The sequence below is a fragment of the Microcystis sp. BLCC-F210 genome (genome assembly GCF_042134685.1).
GTDB classification, from domain to species: Bacteria; Cyanobacteriota; Cyanobacteriia; order Cyanobacteriales; family Microcystaceae; genus Microcystis; species Microcystis aeruginosa_D.
Window position 1 is genome coordinate 1,123,278 of record NZ_CP169647.1, and the last position, 15,951, is coordinate 1,139,228.

Below are 15,951 nucleotides of genomic sequence, written 5' to 3' on the forward strand. Positions count from 1 at the left end.
CCATGAGTGATGACACTATTTTAGTACGAGCTAGTGATGCCACCGTAAGACGAGGTGACGGGCCAAAAGAACTGAAAGTGGAAGTTCTTGCAGAAAACGTAAACCTCTTTTTAACTCAAGTTGAAACCATTCTGCAAAAGGCTCCTGATCAAGTAGGCAATTTTCACTTTACCGAGTTTTCCGTTTCCGCAGAAGTTTCTGCCGATGGCAAACTGGTTTTGTTTGGTTCTGGAGTGGAAACAGGCATTAAAGGCGGTTTAACTTTTAAATTTCAAAAGAAAAGTTAACAAACATTGCCCACAATTCTTTGGAGACACAAACTTGCTTTAAGTTCAAAAACACACAAATTAAGGGCTCTTCGGGACTTGGTATGGTTCGATATGGGAGCATAAATCGACTAAATCCTTATTTGGCAAGAGATTTAATTGATTAGTTCGCTCTAGATCAAAAACAATTGACAAAAATCGCCAAATGTCTTTCTATATAAGGGTTCCATCCCTTATAAACCCCGTCCATTGCATAACACAAACCGAAGAGCCGGAATCTAACCAAATAAAAATGACCTTAATTGTCTCATATTTTTTCAGTGAAATTGAATTAGCAAAGATAAGTACCTAAGCAAAATTAATTACACACTTCGATGAAGCTTTTGCCTCTTGCCTATTGCCTCTTGCCTATCTTCACTGGGAAATTTATTTTGCATGACTACTTAGATACACATTTCAGCTTAGAACTATTCATTTAGACAAACGTAGGGTGCGTTAGACGGCCAAAATTTCTGCTTTAACTTCAAGCTAACAATCCGTCGTAACGCACCACCACCATTGACTATGATTGGAATGATTGAATGATGGACTACAATGATGGATAATTATAGGAGGATGCTGTCTGGACTGTGATTAGGAGAGATTGTTAAATCCCTACAATAATTTTTATTATTTCATCATCAAAAAAAGGATTAATTATGATCAAAAAAATTAAAATCGCCGATGCTCAAACCGATTTACAGAGTCTCGTTAAATCGGTTACAGAAGATAACAAAATTTATGCCATTGAGAATCAGGAGGACTCTGTAATTTTGATTTCCCAAAAAAACTATGAAAGTTTACAAGAAACCATCGAATTACTATCTATTCCCGACTTAAGAGAAAGCTTACAACTATCTCTACAGCAAATTAATGAAAATGAAACCTATTCTCTTGAGGAAGTGTTGGGAGACATTGATTAATGGTTTATGAAGTTAGATTTACCAAAGAAGCTAAAAAAGATGTTGATAAGCTAACCCCTAAACTTAAGAAAAAACTGAAATCAATTATCCAAGATACCCTGAGTATTTCTCCCTATAGTGGCAAAAAATTAGTAGGAGATTTAACGGGTTTCTATTCAATTCGCTTAAGTTATCAAGATAGAATAATTTACACCATTAATGATGAACAGAAGTTAATCTATATTCATCGTGCTAAAACCCATTAGGCTCTTCTAGGTTCTGTGTGAGCATGGTATAATAGTAACACAGAATAGGAGGTGGGTTATGTGGATAAATTTTGATCAACTCCTCGATTTACAAAATGTAACAGTGGTCAATTATCAAAAAATTGCTCAGACAATTTTCCTAAAGCTTGCTCTTTTAAATGAAACAATTGAATGTCCGAATTGCCATCAAACCTTAGACAGAATCAATCAGACAGAGTATAATCTAGTCAGAGACTTGTCAATATTAGGTAATCCAGTATATTTAGAAGTACCACGCCGTCAGTTTCATTGTCAAAAGTGCCAAAAGTATATCAGCGAAAGACTGAGTTTTATGAGATTAAGACAGCATCATACAATTCGCTATGAATCGATGATTTATGAGAGAGTAAAAAATTGTAGCATCGAAGAAATAAGTCGAGAAGAAGGGTTAGGATGGGAAGAAGTTGAGTTAATATTTAATCACTGTGCTAAAGAACTAGAAAAGGAAGAGTGGGAAGCACCAGAACGAATAAGCTTAGATGAATTTAGTAACTTAAAAGGACATAAAGATTTCATAACAACGGTCGTAGATCTGGACAAGAAAATTTTACTAGATGTGATTAAAGGACATAAGCAAGAAGAATTAATGGAAGCCTTAAAAGCACAGCCAGACGCAGTTCGGGAGAAGGTGAAAGAAGTGAGCGTCGATATGTGGTCAGGATTTACGGCAGTGATCAAGGAATTATTTCCCAATGCTAAAATCATCTATGACCGTTTTCATGTAATGGCTATCATCAATGACGAGCTTAATAACTTGAGAAAGTTAATGGGGGTGCATGAAAAAGGATTACCTCATTTATTATGGAAGAATAAAGAGGACTTAAAGGATGAGCAAAAACAACAACTAGAAGTTATCCTGAAAGAACATTCATGCTTAGGAATAGCCTGGGAAATGAAAGAAGAAATTAGACAAATTTATCAAAGTTGTAGAACGTTCAGAGGTGCTGAGAGAAAATTGGAAAAATGGATAAGAATAGGCGGGATATTATATCAAAGTAGTGCCAGCATGATCCAGAAGCATTTGCCAGGTATTTGTAATTACTTTGAAAATCATACAACCAACGGATTAATTGAGGGAATGAATACCAAAATAAAGCTTATTAAAAGAATGAGTTATGGATTTACCAATTTTGAACATCTTCGACTTAAGCTGTTTGCTTGCTTTAATTCATAACAAAAATTAACACACAAAAACCAGAAGAGCCGCACTTTCTGGGACAGCAGAGAAAGAACGAGTTGGTTCTCTAGGTTCAGATCTTAATACACCTAAAAATCTAATTATCGCTCTTTCGGGAGTCTAGGAATATCCTGATTGTGTCTAATACTAAATCCAGTTATTAAAAACTGATTATTTATTCTCCCTTTTAGTAAGTAGTCGTGCAAAATTAATTTCCTAGTAAAGATAGGCAAAAGGCAAAAGGCAAGAGGCAAGAGGCAAAAGGCAAGAGCGGGTTAGATATGTGTAATTAATTTTGCTTAGGTAATTATATAAGTTAAACTTATCAAACAAAGTCGAGAAGAGCCCTTTTTAAGTTTCTTATCTTTTTGTTAATCAAAGATGTGACCAATGGATGCCCTAAAAGGGGCGAGGTTTTAAACCCAAAATTCTGATAAAGTAAAAATCGTCCCAATACCTTGACTGGTTAAGGGAGAGAACGTCAATAGTTTGTTAAATAGTACATATAAACCAATGCTACGTCTTCGCTCGATTATTTCCCTAGTTTTAGTCCTAGTTACTACCCTGCTGGTTAGTTGCAGTGGTCCCCAAGCAACTATCCCCACCGTTTACAGTCCCCAAAAAATCGAACAGTTACAGGTTTACATCCAACCCATAGAAGGATTTCGCGAAAAAATGAGCGTTTTGCAAGACCTCATCGCTGACAAAAATTGGGTAGATACTCGCACCTATATCCACGGTCCTTTGGGGCAATTGCGTCAGGAAATGGTAGGATTATCCCGTAATTTACTGCCCAAAGACCAAGAAAAAGCCAAGCAGTTAGCGAAAAATCTTTTCGTTCACTTTGAACGTATCGATGCGGCAGCCAAAGAAAAAGATGCTAGTCTCGCTGCTAATCAATTCCAAGAAGCATTAAAAGACTTCGACGCTTTCTTAAATATTGTTCCTAGTTAGTTTTTATCAGTGATCACTGATCAATTATCAGTGATCACCGACCAGGCCGCAGCTAAAAAACCGATAAATGCTATTTTGGTTTAGTTTGGACGCTAATAGGGCCATTAACCATGGTTTGACAGGCTAAACGATAATTTTCGGGTTTTTTCTTCAGACAGCGCTGTTCAAAGTCGGTTTTAGCGGAGAGATTTTCCAGACCCTCGACAATTGCCACTATACAAGTACCACACTGACCGTAACCGCCACAATTCATCAATTTACCGCTAAAAGTGTAGATATCAACGCCATTCTGGATTGCTTTCTCTCGTAAATTCGCTCCATCTGCCGCTACTACGATCTTATTCTCTTTGACGAAGTTGATGTTACCCATGACTGTATTACCCTAAATTTTTGCAAATTAATATTAAAAAATATTAAATTTTTTTGATTGTAACATTTTTGGCTCGTTCCTCTAAATATTCGGCGATGGCAATAGCGATCGCTTTTTTACCGATAAATTTCCCCAGTGCCGCTTTTGTGACCAAATAAGCCACCTGTTCCCCGTGATCGCCCTTTTCCTCACCCCTATTAGCAATGACCGCCTGATAGCCCTTTTCTAGGCGTTTACGGGCGATTTCCAGTAACTCCTCCTGACTGACTCCCTCCTGATACTTGAAAGTCACCATCTCTAAATCGGGAAAATTTTCTCTCACCTTGTCAATCACTTTTTCCGTCGGCACAAAATTAAGATTTAACTGCCCTCCACTGGGAATCTTACCAGAAAAAGGGCTTTCTAAGCGATAATCGGCCACGGCTGCCGAGAAAATCCCAAATTGATAATCTTTACTCCCTAATTCTCCCATCACCTTCCCTAGATACTCGTCATAAGTTTCAATAATTTCGTGGGGTAAATAAGCGGGGGGTGTATAGCTGCCGCGTCCGTGGATTAACTGCACCTTAGCCCCGCGCAGGTACAATTCTTCTGCGATAGCGACTCCTAACTGTCCAGTAAAACGATTGGTTAAACGACGGATATTATCGATAATCACGGGTGTAGGTCCACCGGTGACTAAAATCGTCCTATTTTTCAGCACAGAATTACTGAGAATCCCACAGACTGCCACGGTAATCTCTTTTTCTCCGGGGAGATTGTGCTTACCGTAATCATCCCGGGGTGGCATAATCTCGACTCCCAAGCGATCGAGAGTTTGTAAAGATTCGCTCAGAATAGCATTATGTAAACTGCCGTGCATGGTGGGGACGAGCAGAATTTTAGTTTTTCCCTTTTCCTGTCGTCCCAAGGCCGAGGCCAAGCATGAAGTGATCACTCCGTCAGCGATTCCGTAACGAAACTTATTAATCGTGTTATAGGTAGCAGGGGCGACTAAATAAAGATCAAAGGGAGATTGATCGCTTAAATGTTCTGCTTTTGCCGTTAATTGACTAACTACGGGATTAACCGTACTCCATTCCAAAGCTTCCTTAGTGACGTATCTTAAAGCTTCTTCCGAGACAAAAGCCACGACTGTAGCCCCGAATTTCCGCAAAGATCGGGCAATTAGCGGCGCTTTCATGGCCGCAATCCCTCCTGTCACCAGTAAAGCAATCCGTTTACCCCAGAGATGATGATTTTCTAAGGGTACTTCGCGATCGCCTAAGTCTGAATCCGTGGGAGAGGAAAAATTCCAAGTCATAAATTTTCAGTGATCAGTAAACAGTAAACAGTAATCAGTGAACCGAAAACTCAAATCTGATCACTGATCACTGATAACTGATCACTGATAACTGATTTCAAGATTTGTCTATCCCTGACCGAGAAACTGGTTATGCTAGTAAATAAAGGGTTGCTTCGGTGTTCTTATGATTGACAAAATTTTAACTAAAGTTCGATCGCTTGCCAAGCCGTTATTAGTTCTAGGATTAGTGACAACGCTGATTTTAGGCAATATTCCCAGTGCTTTAGCGGCATCGGGGGGTAGAATGGGTGGCGGTAGTTTTCGCGCCCCTAGTCGCAGTATTAGTCCTTCTAGAGGTGGTGGTTACAGTTCCCCGGGTTACGGTGGAGGTATTGGGTTTCCCTTCCTCTTACCCTTCTTTTGGGGTGGTGGTGGCGGTGGTTTAATTTCTCTGTTAATCTTTTTTGCTATTGCCAATTTCCTCGTTAATGCTTTCCGTAGTCGTGGAGGCAGTGATGAGAATGGTATGGCTGTTGAACAGGGATATGAAACCGTCTCCGTGGCTAAAGTACAGGTGGGTTTGTTGGCTAATGCCCGTTATCTGCAACAAGAATTAAATCAAATCGCCCTAACTGTAGATACTAGCACCTCTGAGGGACGGGTCGAAGTCTTACAAGAATCGGCTCTGGCCCTATTACGTCATCCAGAATACTGGGTTTATGGTAACGTCGATTGCCAACAAACCAGCCTCAGCAGTGCAGAAGCAAAGTTTAATCAGTGGTCTCTCAACGAACGCGGTAAACTAACGGCGGAAACCTTAACTAATTACAATAATCAATTGCGTCAAGGTTCTACAGAAAATATTTTACCCGAATCGGCTGGAGAATTAGCGAAAAACGCGCCAGAAGGCTATATTTTGGTGACTATTTTGGCTGGCATTGTCGGTAGATTTTCTCTACCTAAAATCAATGATTCCCAAGACTTGAAACAGGCCCTGCAACAAATTGGTAGTATGGGAGGCGATCGACTTTTGGCAGTAGAAGTGATTTGGACTCCTCAAAGCGAGGGTGATATTCTCAGTCAAGACGACATTCTCGCTAATTATCCCGATCTAAAATTGGTGTAATTTGTCGGGTAATAATGCTAGACTTTGGCTAAAATCTCCCTGTAAAGGGGGGATTTTTTGATTATTAAGGAATTGCTCCTCTAAATAAGTACCTAAGCAAAATTAATTACACATATCTAACCCCCTCTTGCCTTTTGCCTTTTGCCTTTTGCCTATCTTTACTAGGAAATTAATTTTGCACGACTACTTACTAAAAGGGAGAATAAATAATCAGTTTTTAATAACTGGATTTAGTATTAGACACAATCAGGATATTCCTAGACTCCCGAAAGAGCGATAATTAGATTTTTAGGTGTATTAAGATCTGAACCTAGAGAACCAACTCGTTCTTTCTCTGCTGTCCCAGAAAGTGCTTCTATCGACTTCTAAATGGGATATTTTCAACATGAAAACTAAATTATCTCAGCTTTATGAAACTGATTTTAATTTGTGGATTGAGCAAACCGTAAATCACTTAAAAAAAGGCCACTTAGATGCCCTTGATTTAGATAACTTAATCAAAGAAATATCTGATATGGGATGTAATAATAGACGGGAGGTATTTAGTCGTTTAAAAGTTCTCTTGATGTACTTACTTAAATGGCAATATCAACCGGAAAAATGCACTAATAGCTGGATAAATACCATTGATGAGCAAAGAGAACAATTAGAGCTTATTTTAAGGGATAGTCCTAGCTTAAAAACCTATTTGACCGATATTTTCACAGAATGTTATCAAAGAGCAGTGCGAGGGACAGTAAATGAAACTAATTTACCAAAAGAAACTTTTCCGGTTGATTGTCCTTTTAGCCAAGAACAGGTTTTAAATTGGGATTATTTTCCTGAAAATAGCTTTTGAACAATAGCAGTTTTATGATAAAATTGCCCTGCTGTCAAGACTGCTTTTTTTCTTGCCAAATAGCTAAGGCCATTTGATGAACAAATCGCCAAGGTAGATGATGCTGACGGGCAATTGCGGCACAATCTTCGTATTCTGGTTGTACGGTAATCGGTTGATTAATTGACTCTTTGTAGGCAACTTTTAGCCGAATTTGTCCATAGACAGTATCGATCGATTGTATCTCTCTTTTTAAGACTGATCGCTCTTGAATTGTCCTTCTAATGCCTAAAGTTGTGGTTTCCTGAAAGATCATATTTTCACAAATAGCAATTTTATCCAAGGCACAAATTACTGTCAAAAGTATCCCCAAACGAGATTTTTTCATAGTAATTGCTTGACTAAATACATCCAAGACACCCACTTGTAATAAAGCCTCACTTAAATAAGCGATCGCTTGCGGATTTAAGTCATCAATTTGAGTTTCTAACACTGCCACAGTTTCGCTTTCATCTAGCTTTTCTGGTGTTTTTTTTCCTAACCAAAGCCGGACAAGATTGGGAATCGGTAAATCTTTTGTCCCTGCTCCTAAACCGACCTTTTCTAACTGCATTTTCGGCGGTTTACCGAAACTTTTAGCTAAAGTTGTCACAATAGCTGCCCCCGTGGGTGTTACTAATTCTGCTTCGATGTCATTACTATAAATTGGTACTTGTCGCTTACTTAACAATTGTACTACTGCTGGTACGGGAACTGGTAAACGACCATGAGCGGCCTGAACTGTACCGCCGCCGGTAGGTAGAGAAGAACAGTATAATTCACTCACCGATAGCCAATCCAAACCCAAGCAAGTCCCGACGATATCGATAATGGCATCGGTTGCCCCGACTTCGTGAAAATGGACTTTTTCCGGTGCGATCCCGTGAACAGATCCTTCTGCAATCGCAAGTTGTTGAAAAACCTCTAAACTCCATTCTTGGACTTTCTGGAGTAAATTTGCCTGTTTAATTAAATTTTCAATCTCCGGTAAATGGCGAGTGGGAGTATGATGGTGATGGTGGTGATGATCAGAGGACTTCTCGGCAGTGACATCGACGTGAATCTTAGTGGCAATTTGACCGCGACGATGCACTTTTTCGGCCTTTAACTGATATTCATCCTCGATTCCTAAAGTTTTTAGTTGTGCGATCAGGTATTCTAAGGGAACTCCTAAATCTACCAATGCCCCTAAACACATATCCCCGGCGATTCCCGTGGGACAATCCCAATAGGCGACGATTTTGCTATCATGGCTATTATTTACTCTCTCCATCCGGAAAATCCCCAACAACGTTATATCCAAGAGATCTGTCATGCCCTGAAAAATGGGGCAATTATGCTTTATCCTACCGATACCGTCTATGCGATCGGTTGCGATCTCAATGTGAAATCCGCCGTCGAACGAGTTCGCCAAATCAAGCAACTATCTAATGATAAACCCTTGACGTTTCTCTGTTCTTCTTTGTCGAATATTTCCGAGTACGCAGTGGTCAGCGATCATGCTTATAAGATTATGCGACGAGTTATACCCGGTCCCTACACTTTTCTCTTACCGGCGACTAAATTAGTACCGAAAGTTGTGATGAATCCGAAGCGGAAAACCACTGGTATTCGGGTTCCCGATCACGTTATCTGTCACACTATTCTCGAAACCCTAGAAAATCCCATTATCTCTAGTTCTGCTCATCTTCCCGATCAGGAGGGGGATTTTCCCACTAAGGGGTTAGAAACCGCTAGGCTATTCGATGACCTCGATCATATCGTTGATTTAATTATCGAAGATGGTTCGGCTCCCGGTTCGGAAGTGTCAACAATTGTTGATTTTACCGGCGATCAACCGGATATCGTGCGTCAGGGTTTGGGTTGGCCGGAATTACAACAATGGTTATAACGAAGGCAAAAGGCACAAGGCACAAGGCACAAGGCACAAGGCACAAGGCACAAGGCAAAAGGCACAAGGCAAAAGGCAAAAGGCAAAAGGCAAAAGGCAAAAGGCAAAAGGCAAAAGGCAAAAGGCAAAAGGCAAAAGGCAAAAGGCAGCTTTGCTCTCCCCACACCCCACACCCCACACCCCACACCCCACAACTTCCCCACTTCCCCACACCCCACACCCCACACCTCACAACTTCCCCACTTCCCCACTTCCCCACTTCCCCACTTCCCCACTTCCCACACCCCACAACTTCCCACTGATAACTGATAACTGATAACTGATAACTGATAACTGAAACTGTATCGGTTATTGCGACTTTTTATTTCCTGAAAACCGCCTTGTGGAAGTCAAGTTAGTTGCTTAAGATAGAGGTAATCGCAGTCAGAGAAAACCTCTCAAGGAAATTATTACTATGGCTTTCACTCTTTATTCTCCCTTCCTCGAAATTAATTCTGTCCAACGTCAAATCGACCAACTTTTTCAAGAAGTATTACCGACAACTTCCTTCGGATCTCGTCCTCCAGTGGAAATCTCTGTTAACGAGGATTCTGTGGAATTAAAAATCGAATTACCTGGCATGGATATTAAAGATATCGATGTAGAGGTTAGCAAGCAAATGGTGGCGATTAACGGGCAACGTGAATGCCCTGCCGAGGTAGAAAACAGCGAATTTTATTATGGTAAATTTAGTCGCTTGATTACCCTACCAGTGGAGGTGCAAAATAGCCAAGTTACCGCTAACTATCAGAACGGTATTCTTTATCTCACCCTACCGAAAGCGGTGGCAGAAAAAAATAAAGTGGTTAAAGTTAATCTTGGTTAGATGAGAAAAAGACTGGAGAATTTCTCCAGTCTTTGGTTTTATTTGTAGTCGCTAACTGTTAATTGGATTCTTTGCTATTTAGGTTGACGGGACGGGGTTGAATAACACCAAAACCGCCGTGATTGCGTTGATAGATAACATTGATTTCGTTAGTGTCTTTGTTGCAGAACATAAAGAAATCGTGATCGACTAATTGCAATTGTGTTAGTGCTTCCTCAATAGTCATCGGTGGCATGGCAAAATATTTCATCCGCACTACTTCCGCAGGTAATTCAGGAGTGCGATCGCCAATTAGGTTATCATCTAAGGGTTTCTCTTGCACCACCTCGCTAGTTTTAACGGTGGTGTGGGTGCGATGATCCACCAGTCTTTCTTTATACTTGCGGAGTTGACGAGCGATTTTATCAGAAACTAAATCAATACTTGCGTACAGATTTTCGCTTCCTTCTTGAGCGCGAATCACTGTTCCATTAGCATAAACCGTTACTTCTGCCTTGTGGCGATCAGGAATGCGCGCATTCTTTTCCACGGAGAGGTGAACATCGACTTTTGTGGTTATGCCGTTAAAATGTTTCACCGCTTTCTCCAGCTTTTGTTCCACATAATCATGAATAGGTTCGGTGACAGCGATATTATTGCCCTGAATCAATAGCTTCATACTCACTACTCCATCTAAAAATTTTGCTATGGACTGCCCACATCAACTATTTTTAAGGGGTGTTGATGCTAGGAATTTAATCCTCAAAAAACTGCTCAATCGCGCTGTTGAGTGAAAGTCAATTAGAGGTCACAGTCTAGATATTGTCGGTGTTCTCGTTCTCCTTTTTTTGTCGGATCGCGCGGAAAATTCATCGGGTCGAGCGCCTATTTGCAACTGGATTTATTTACCTCTATTCTAACAAGTTTCTCTAAACCTTTTCTTAACAGAAGTGCGAAGTTCTGTTAACTTTTATTTAAAGAAACCGATTTTGGCCGCCGGCAGGGGAATCTGGTGATTGTTTCTCCCGTGGGACGGTTAACCTCGGAATAGATGGGATAACCCTAGATTAGCACTTAGTATTCTCCCCAACATCTATATCTTCCCTTCTTTTAATTTTCCTTTGCGCTCCTTTACATTTCTTAAATAATTTGACAAATTTCGCAATGAATGCCTAAAAAATACCTCGTCTCTGTGGGCTAAAAATTCGGGCAATTACTCCCGCTGCTCTCGTGCCAACAGCGATCGCTAGTGCCGGCGAGAATTGCTAATCCCGACGCTGACTCGGATGTTAAGTTTGTTAAATTTAATCTTGACAAATTTCCAGCACAGTTAAGAGCGATCGCTTATTGCTTTTTTCAATATTGGTAAGTTAATCCTAAGCTAAAACCTCACTTAGAAACAGCCCAAGAACGCACTTCACCTAGAGTTACAGGGGTGCGATCGCTAACATCAATAGTAAAGCGAAAAACTCGTTTAGCGCGCAGACCATTTTCGGGATCAAAGAATTTTAATTTCACATCCCAGCATTCACTTCCGTAGCGACAAAAGGGGCTTTTTTCCACTTCAATACTGTGTAATTCCATTCCCATTGCTACTGCTTGGGAGAAGGTTTGTACCGCTTGAAAGGCGTTAGTAGCGGCAAAATTTAAGGCGCGATCGCGGGCGATTTGTCCGACGTTGCGTAAGTCATAATAAATGCGATTTAAGAAACTGGTTAGAGAACGCCGCATCCTCGCTTCATCGGCGATTTCATGTTCGGTGCGAACAGTTTCTATGGCTGATTCAATCAAAGTATTAACTTTCCAGCCATACATTCCTCGCGGACTATTAACTTTAATGACGGGAACAATTTGACCAGAAAAAAGTCTCACGGTTTCCTCGGTCAGCATACCCGGGATACTCACCCTTTCAATATAATCTTCGTTAGCTTCTGGCAATATTTGACCCGCTAACATATATTGCATGACTTGATAAATCTCGGCGGCAAAAGCTCCCACGGGTTTAATTGCATAGATGGGAGTTAGTTCTAAATTGACTGTCCAAATTAAAGACTTAGTTTCTGATAAATTACTTTCTAAATAATCTACCATTTGCCGCGCATCGTAGGGATTGGATGGTAATTCAAGATTATCGATCGCGATGGTTGGCATTAATTGTTTAAAGGTGTCCCGACGCGCTTCTGTGCCGAAATCATAGCCTAAAGTTCCTAACACATAAACGAGGTTTGAACGTTGACTAGGAACTACATTATTTAAGACAATATTATTGTTTGCTTGATTATTTTGTATCAATCCGGTTGAGGAAACATTTTCTGAAGCATTGCTAGGAGCGATCACCAGTTCTAGTGTCGCTGCTGTTGGGGTGGTTACAGTTGTTCCCTGAGTCGCCATCTCGGTTGTATTGGATGGGATAACAGAGGTTGTCACGGTCATCGGAATTACCGCCGATTCTATGATATTATTCGACGAATTGTTATCCGCTTCAACAGTTTGTAATTTCTCTCCCGTCAGCAGTTCATAAGCACCCGCAATATTGATTTTTCCCAATAAACAGCGTTCCGGTTCTTCTACTTCCTTAGGGTCGCAAGGGATGGCACTATTTGTCAAAGCGGCCCTTACTGCTTCAGCATCAGGAGATAAACCCTGTTCTAATTGTAAACTCATTAATAAAGCGGCTGTTCCTGTCACAATTGGAGCAGCACAGCTAGTACCTTTTTTGCGGATGGGGTCATCGGTTGCGGGTTGAGCGCCTAAAATATTTTCGCCTGGAGCGAGAATCCCTTGACTTGCATATTTACCGCCAAAATTACTAAATTTAAATGGCTCACCTGTATCTTTCATCGCTCCTACGGTCAGGACATTTTCTAACACCGCAGGAACACACCAACACTCTCCCTTATCATTACCTCCAGGAGCAATCACCAGGATATTATTAGCTTGAGCCTGACGAATTGCTTTATCAATAAATTCGTGCGCTAATCCGCTTTGAGTTGGATGACAAGCGGCACAATGAATAATATTCACTCCCTGTTCAATCGCGGTACTAATTGCGCGAGAAAGATTGAGAGGATTAATAAAATCATCGTTGCTATAGGTGATGGGAATATTAATTACAGTAGCGTTAGGAGCAATCCCTTCTACCGGTGAATCTGGCTGTCCACAAATGGTGCTGATAATATGGTTAGCATGGAAGCGCAAATGTAAACTAGCGCGGATGTTTTCATCGGGGATTGCTTCTTTCAGCAGAGCCTCTTTTTCTTCATCACTTTTGCCACTTTTTTCTACATCTAAAAAGGCTTGTAAGTGTTGCGGATCGATGGGAAATTCTTCCGACCAATAGGGATCAAGGCGGGTAATATTTGCTGATTGGAAACAGGCGCGATCTAAATCAATTGGTCCATCAAGAACGGCGATTTTGATGCGTGGATCGCCTTTTGTCTGGGAGCGAAGAGAGGTCATCCCGGGGATAGCATTGAGATCAGGCATAGTTTTTGCAGGTTTTCAAGAACAGTTATAGAATAAAAGCTAGACAACAAAAATAGGGGAATTAAAGATGAGTTCAATGACCCAAACGGTACAATCCTCAACCACAATTCAGGAACCTTCGACCACGGCGTATTGCGCTTCCCCTTTACCCGACCACACCCAACTCCCCGATAAAGATGGAAGTTTTGTGAAAAACTATCAAGAGCCTCCCCAAGCAGACCTTTTAACGCATACTATTACACCCCTTTTAGAGCAATTACATCCTGACGGTAATTACTGTCTGGGTCGAGATTGTGGGATTTATTGGCGATTACCAGAGTATCCAGAATCCCTAGAAAAGGGTGCTGTTGCTCCCGATTGGTTTTATGTTCCCCATGTCCCCACGACTATTGATGGTCAAGTTCGCCGTTCTTTTGTGATGTGGAAAGAAACCATTGAACCGGTTATTGCCTTAGAATTTGTCTCTGGTAATGGTGAAGAAGAACGGGATAAAACGCCTGTTAAGGGTAAATTTTGGATCTATGAGCGAGCGATTCAAATTCCTTTTTATGGGATTTATGAAGTTAACAAGGCCCAGATCGAGATGTACCAGTTAGTTAATGGTCGTTACCAAAAAATGACTCCTAATCAGCGCGGTCATTATCCCATTACTCCTTTAAAGGTAGAGTTAGGAATTTGGCAAGGGGAATACCAAAATCAGTTCTTTCCCTGGCTTCGCTGGTGGGATGCGGAAGGTAACTTGTTGTTAACTTCCCAGGAATCTACTCAACAGGAACGACAACGAGCCGAACAGGAACGACAACGAGCCGATCGCCTAGCGGAACAGTTAAGGGCCTTGGGGATAGAACCGGAAGATTAATTGAATGTGTCTAACACCAGATGCGACCCCGACGAAACGGCGGATCATTGGGATTCGCTTTACGGTCTTGGAACATCAATTTCCAACGTCCGTAATCTTCTAAACCAGTGGCGGGAATATATTTAGCTTTAGGTTGAGTTGTTTCTGGTTGCTCAATCTTGGGTTTTTCTGTGGTTGGTTGGTCAACATTCGCAGCAGCGGGTGTTGATTCTGGCGCACCTTTAGGTTTACTAGCCATTGTTTGATTTCCTCCAGTGTTTTTTACTAGGTTTTAGAAGTCGATACTAATAACGGAAACCGCCAAAAGAGGACATTTTCAGATAGCCATAGTGAGGGTATTGAAACTGAGCCGGATCATTGTAGTTAGCGCCATGAACTAACTTAACCAAAATAGATACCAAGTCTTCGCCATCACCGTGAATAATATCGACGCATTCATGGGGATGAATAAAATGGGGTCGTTTGACGGGAGCAGACTGTTTGGGAAGTCTCATGGTTGTTTTCGGGTAAATAATGGGGGTAGGGGCGAAGCATTCGGGCATAACCTATCGCTGAAACCTTAGATTTCCTATCCGAATGCTTCCCCCGTACTTGAAGTCAGAAGTCAGCGCAGGGGAGAGGACTAATAAGGAGAAGACCAGGAACGAACTTCGCCCAAGGTGACAGGAATTAAGTCACTGACATCAATGGTAAAACGGAAGATTTTACGAGCGCGGCGGCTATTTTCCGGGTCGAAGAATTTTAACTGTACGTCCCAGCAATCGCTATCCAGCCGACAAAAAGGACTCTTAGAAACATTAATACTATCGAGTTCCATCCCTGCACCCACAGCCTCAGAAAAAGTTTGCGCTGCTTGGAAAGCATTAGTCGCGGCAAAATTGAGGGCGCGGTCTTGGGAAGTTTGCCCTAAATTGCGTAAATCGTAGTAGATGCGGTTCAGGAAACTGCTCAAAGTGCGGCGCATTTGGCTTTCTTGGGCTTCTGTTTGTTCTGCACGGCTTCTATTGCTGCACTGACTAAAGTATTAACGTGCCAACCATAAATTCCCCGGGGACTATCCGGTTCAATAACGGGAACAACTTGTCCTGAGAACAGGCGTACTGTCCGCCCAGTAATCCGTCCCGGAATACTGACCCGCTGGATATATTCGGCGCTGTCTTCTGCTTGCACTTGTCCTGAAAGAAGTTCCTGTAAAGCCGCATAAACTTCCCGGGAAAAAGAGCCAAGGAGTTCAATCGCGTAAATTGGCGTAAGTTCCAAATTCAAAGTCCAGATTAAGGATTTAGCCTCCGAGAGGTGGTCAGCCAGGTAATCCACCATCTGACGGGCATCGTAGGGATTAGAGGGAACTTCAATCAGCAATTCTCATTTTGAAATAAATAGAGCATTAACCCCGATTTTGGCAGGGAAAATATAGTACGAAGCAACTATTTTCTAGAAGAGGCGAACAATAAAAAAACAATTGGCTAGACAAATTAAGTATAAATACTCAAGCAATCAAAGAGGTTGGCTGAGAACGAACGGGGTTAAATCAGGAAGATAGTTCTGTTTTTAGAATAGAGAATTCAAGGGAAATAAAAATTTATAATTA

The 15,951-nt window shown here is 41.3% G+C and carries 17 protein-coding genes and 2 pseudogenes; 11 read left to right on the top strand and 8 right to left on the bottom strand.

Annotated elements, in window-relative coordinates:
• The first annotated feature begins 2 nt into the window (after nt 1-2).
• From ACE3JL_RS05385 to psbQ, 5 genes are all read left to right on the top strand, one after another.
• Nucleotides 3-287: a hypothetical protein gene (locus tag ACE3JL_RS05385; RefSeq protein WP_375329005.1), complete on the top strand. Its 285-nt coding sequence runs from the start codon at nt 3-5 to the stop codon at nt 285-287.
• Nucleotides 288-964: 677 nt separating this feature from the next.
• Nucleotides 965-1,228 carry a type II toxin-antitoxin system Phd/YefM family antitoxin gene (locus ACE3JL_RS05390; protein ID WP_002748707.1) on the top strand — a complete coding sequence of 88 codons (264 nt, stop codon included), beginning with the start codon at nt 965-967 and terminating at the stop codon, nt 1,226-1,228.
• Nucleotides 1,228-1,473, top strand: coding sequence for a type II toxin-antitoxin system RelE/ParE family toxin (locus tag ACE3JL_RS05395; protein WP_375329006.1), 246 nt, complete (start codon nt 1,228-1,230; stop codon nt 1,471-1,473). The genes ACE3JL_RS05390 and ACE3JL_RS05395 overlap by 1 nt, the downstream gene beginning before the upstream one ends.
• A gap of 58 nt (nt 1,474-1,531) precedes the next feature.
• The gene (locus ACE3JL_RS05400) at nt 1,532-2,686 is read left to right on the top strand and encodes an ISL3 family transposase (RefSeq protein WP_375329007.1); all 1,155 of its coding nucleotides are present in this window, start codon (nt 1,532-1,534) and stop codon (nt 2,684-2,686) included.
• A 516-nt stretch (nt 2,687-3,202) separates the two neighbouring features.
• Nucleotides 3,203-3,643 carry a photosystem II protein PsbQ gene (gene psbQ, locus ACE3JL_RS05405; protein WP_002789746.1) on the top strand — a complete coding sequence of 147 codons (441 nt, stop codon included), beginning with the start codon at nt 3,203-3,205 and terminating at the stop codon, nt 3,641-3,643.
• Nucleotides 3,644-3,713: 70 nt separating this feature from the next.
• On the opposite strand, the gene ACE3JL_RS05410 is transcribed toward psbQ, so the two are convergent.
• Both ACE3JL_RS05410 and ACE3JL_RS05415 read right to left on the bottom strand, forming a co-directional pair.
• Nucleotides 3,714-4,013, bottom strand: coding sequence for a 2Fe-2S iron-sulfur cluster-binding protein (locus ACE3JL_RS05410; protein ID WP_193955941.1), 300 nt, complete (start codon nt 4,011-4,013; stop codon nt 3,714-3,716).
• A gap of 43 nt (nt 4,014-4,056) precedes the next feature.
• A complete protein-coding gene (locus ACE3JL_RS05415; RefSeq protein ID WP_271990890.1) occupies nt 4,057-5,316 on the bottom strand; it encodes a phosphopantothenoylcysteine decarboxylase in 1,260 nt (419 codons plus the stop codon).
• Between the two features lie 166 nt (nt 5,317-5,482).
• Here ACE3JL_RS05415 and ACE3JL_RS05420 point away from each other — a divergent pair, with 166 nt between their 5' ends.
• Together ACE3JL_RS05420 and ACE3JL_RS05425 are read left to right on the top strand one after the other, a co-directional pair.
• Entirely contained in the window at nt 5,483-6,424 is a 942-nt protein-coding gene (locus ACE3JL_RS05420; protein WP_375329008.1) for a DUF1517 domain-containing protein, read from the top strand.
• A 385-nt stretch (nt 6,425-6,809) separates the two neighbouring features.
• Entirely contained in the window at nt 6,810-7,262 is a 453-nt protein-coding gene (locus ACE3JL_RS05425) for a DUF29 domain-containing protein (protein WP_375329009.1), read from the top strand.
• Nucleotides 7,263-7,296: 34 nt separating this feature from the next.
• On the opposite strand, the gene larC is transcribed toward ACE3JL_RS05425, so the two are convergent.
• Nucleotides 7,297-8,553, bottom strand: a complete 1,257-nt coding sequence (gene larC / locus ACE3JL_RS05430; protein ID WP_375329010.1) for a nickel pincer cofactor biosynthesis protein LarC — start codon at nt 8,551-8,553, stop codon at nt 7,297-7,299.
• Here larC and ACE3JL_RS05435 point away from each other — a divergent pair.
• The gene (locus ACE3JL_RS05435) at nt 8,530-9,171 is read left to right on the top strand and encodes an L-threonylcarbamoyladenylate synthase (protein WP_375329011.1); all 642 of its coding nucleotides are present in this window, start codon (nt 8,530-8,532) and stop codon (nt 9,169-9,171) included. The genes larC and ACE3JL_RS05435 overlap by 24 nt on opposite strands.
• A gap of 454 nt (nt 9,172-9,625) precedes the next feature.
• On the top strand, nt 9,626-10,036 hold the full coding sequence (locus tag ACE3JL_RS05440; protein WP_271992278.1) for an Hsp20/alpha crystallin family protein: 411 nt from the start codon (nt 9,626-9,628) through the stop codon (nt 10,034-10,036).
• Between the two features lie 58 nt (nt 10,037-10,094).
• Here the strand turns inward: ACE3JL_RS05440 and hpf are convergent, their stop codons facing one another.
• Entirely contained in the window at nt 10,095-10,694 is a 600-nt protein-coding gene (gene hpf, locus ACE3JL_RS05445; RefSeq protein ID WP_271992279.1) for a ribosome hibernation-promoting factor, HPF/YfiA family, read from the bottom strand.
• Between the two features lie 500 nt (nt 10,695-11,194).
• On the opposite strand from hpf, the pseudogene ACE3JL_RS05450 reads away from it, so the two are divergent.
• Nucleotides 11,195-11,333: pseudogene (locus ACE3JL_RS05450) on the top strand (lipoyl(octanoyl) transferase); the annotation flags it as partial.
• Between the two features lie 71 nt (nt 11,334-11,404).
• On the opposite strand, the gene ACE3JL_RS05455 reads toward ACE3JL_RS05450, so the two are convergent.
• On the bottom strand, nt 11,405-13,501 hold the full coding sequence (locus ACE3JL_RS05455) for a PatA/PatG family cyanobactin maturation protease (RefSeq protein WP_375329012.1): 2,097 nt from the start codon (nt 13,499-13,501) through the stop codon (nt 11,405-11,407).
• A gap of 67 nt (nt 13,502-13,568) precedes the next feature.
• On the opposite strand from ACE3JL_RS05455, the gene ACE3JL_RS05460 reads away from it, so the two are divergent.
• Nucleotides 13,569-14,360: a Uma2 family endonuclease gene (locus ACE3JL_RS05460; protein WP_375329013.1), complete on the top strand. Its 792-nt coding sequence runs from the start codon at nt 13,569-13,571 to the stop codon at nt 14,358-14,360.
• Nucleotides 14,361-14,370: 10 nt separating this feature from the next.
• On the opposite strand, the gene ACE3JL_RS05465 is transcribed toward ACE3JL_RS05460, so the two are convergent.
• The 3 genes and pseudogenes from ACE3JL_RS05465 to ACE3JL_RS05475 form a co-directional block, all read right to left on the bottom strand.
• Nucleotides 14,371-14,598, bottom strand: a complete 228-nt coding sequence (locus ACE3JL_RS05465) for a cyanobactin biosynthesis PatC/TenC/TruC family protein (protein ID WP_002771632.1) — start codon at nt 14,596-14,598, stop codon at nt 14,371-14,373.
• Between the two features lie 46 nt (nt 14,599-14,644).
• Nucleotides 14,645-14,902 (bottom strand): cyanobactin biosynthesis system PatB/AcyB/McaB family protein, encoded by a 258-nt coding sequence (locus ACE3JL_RS05470; protein ID WP_024969138.1) that lies wholly within the window; start codon nt 14,900-14,902, stop codon nt 14,645-14,647.
• Between the two features lie 80 nt (nt 14,903-14,982).
• Nucleotides 14,983-15,716, bottom strand: a pseudogene (locus ACE3JL_RS05475) (PatA/PatG family cyanobactin maturation protease); the annotation flags it as partial.
• Between the last annotated feature and the right edge of the window lie 235 nt (nt 15,717-15,951).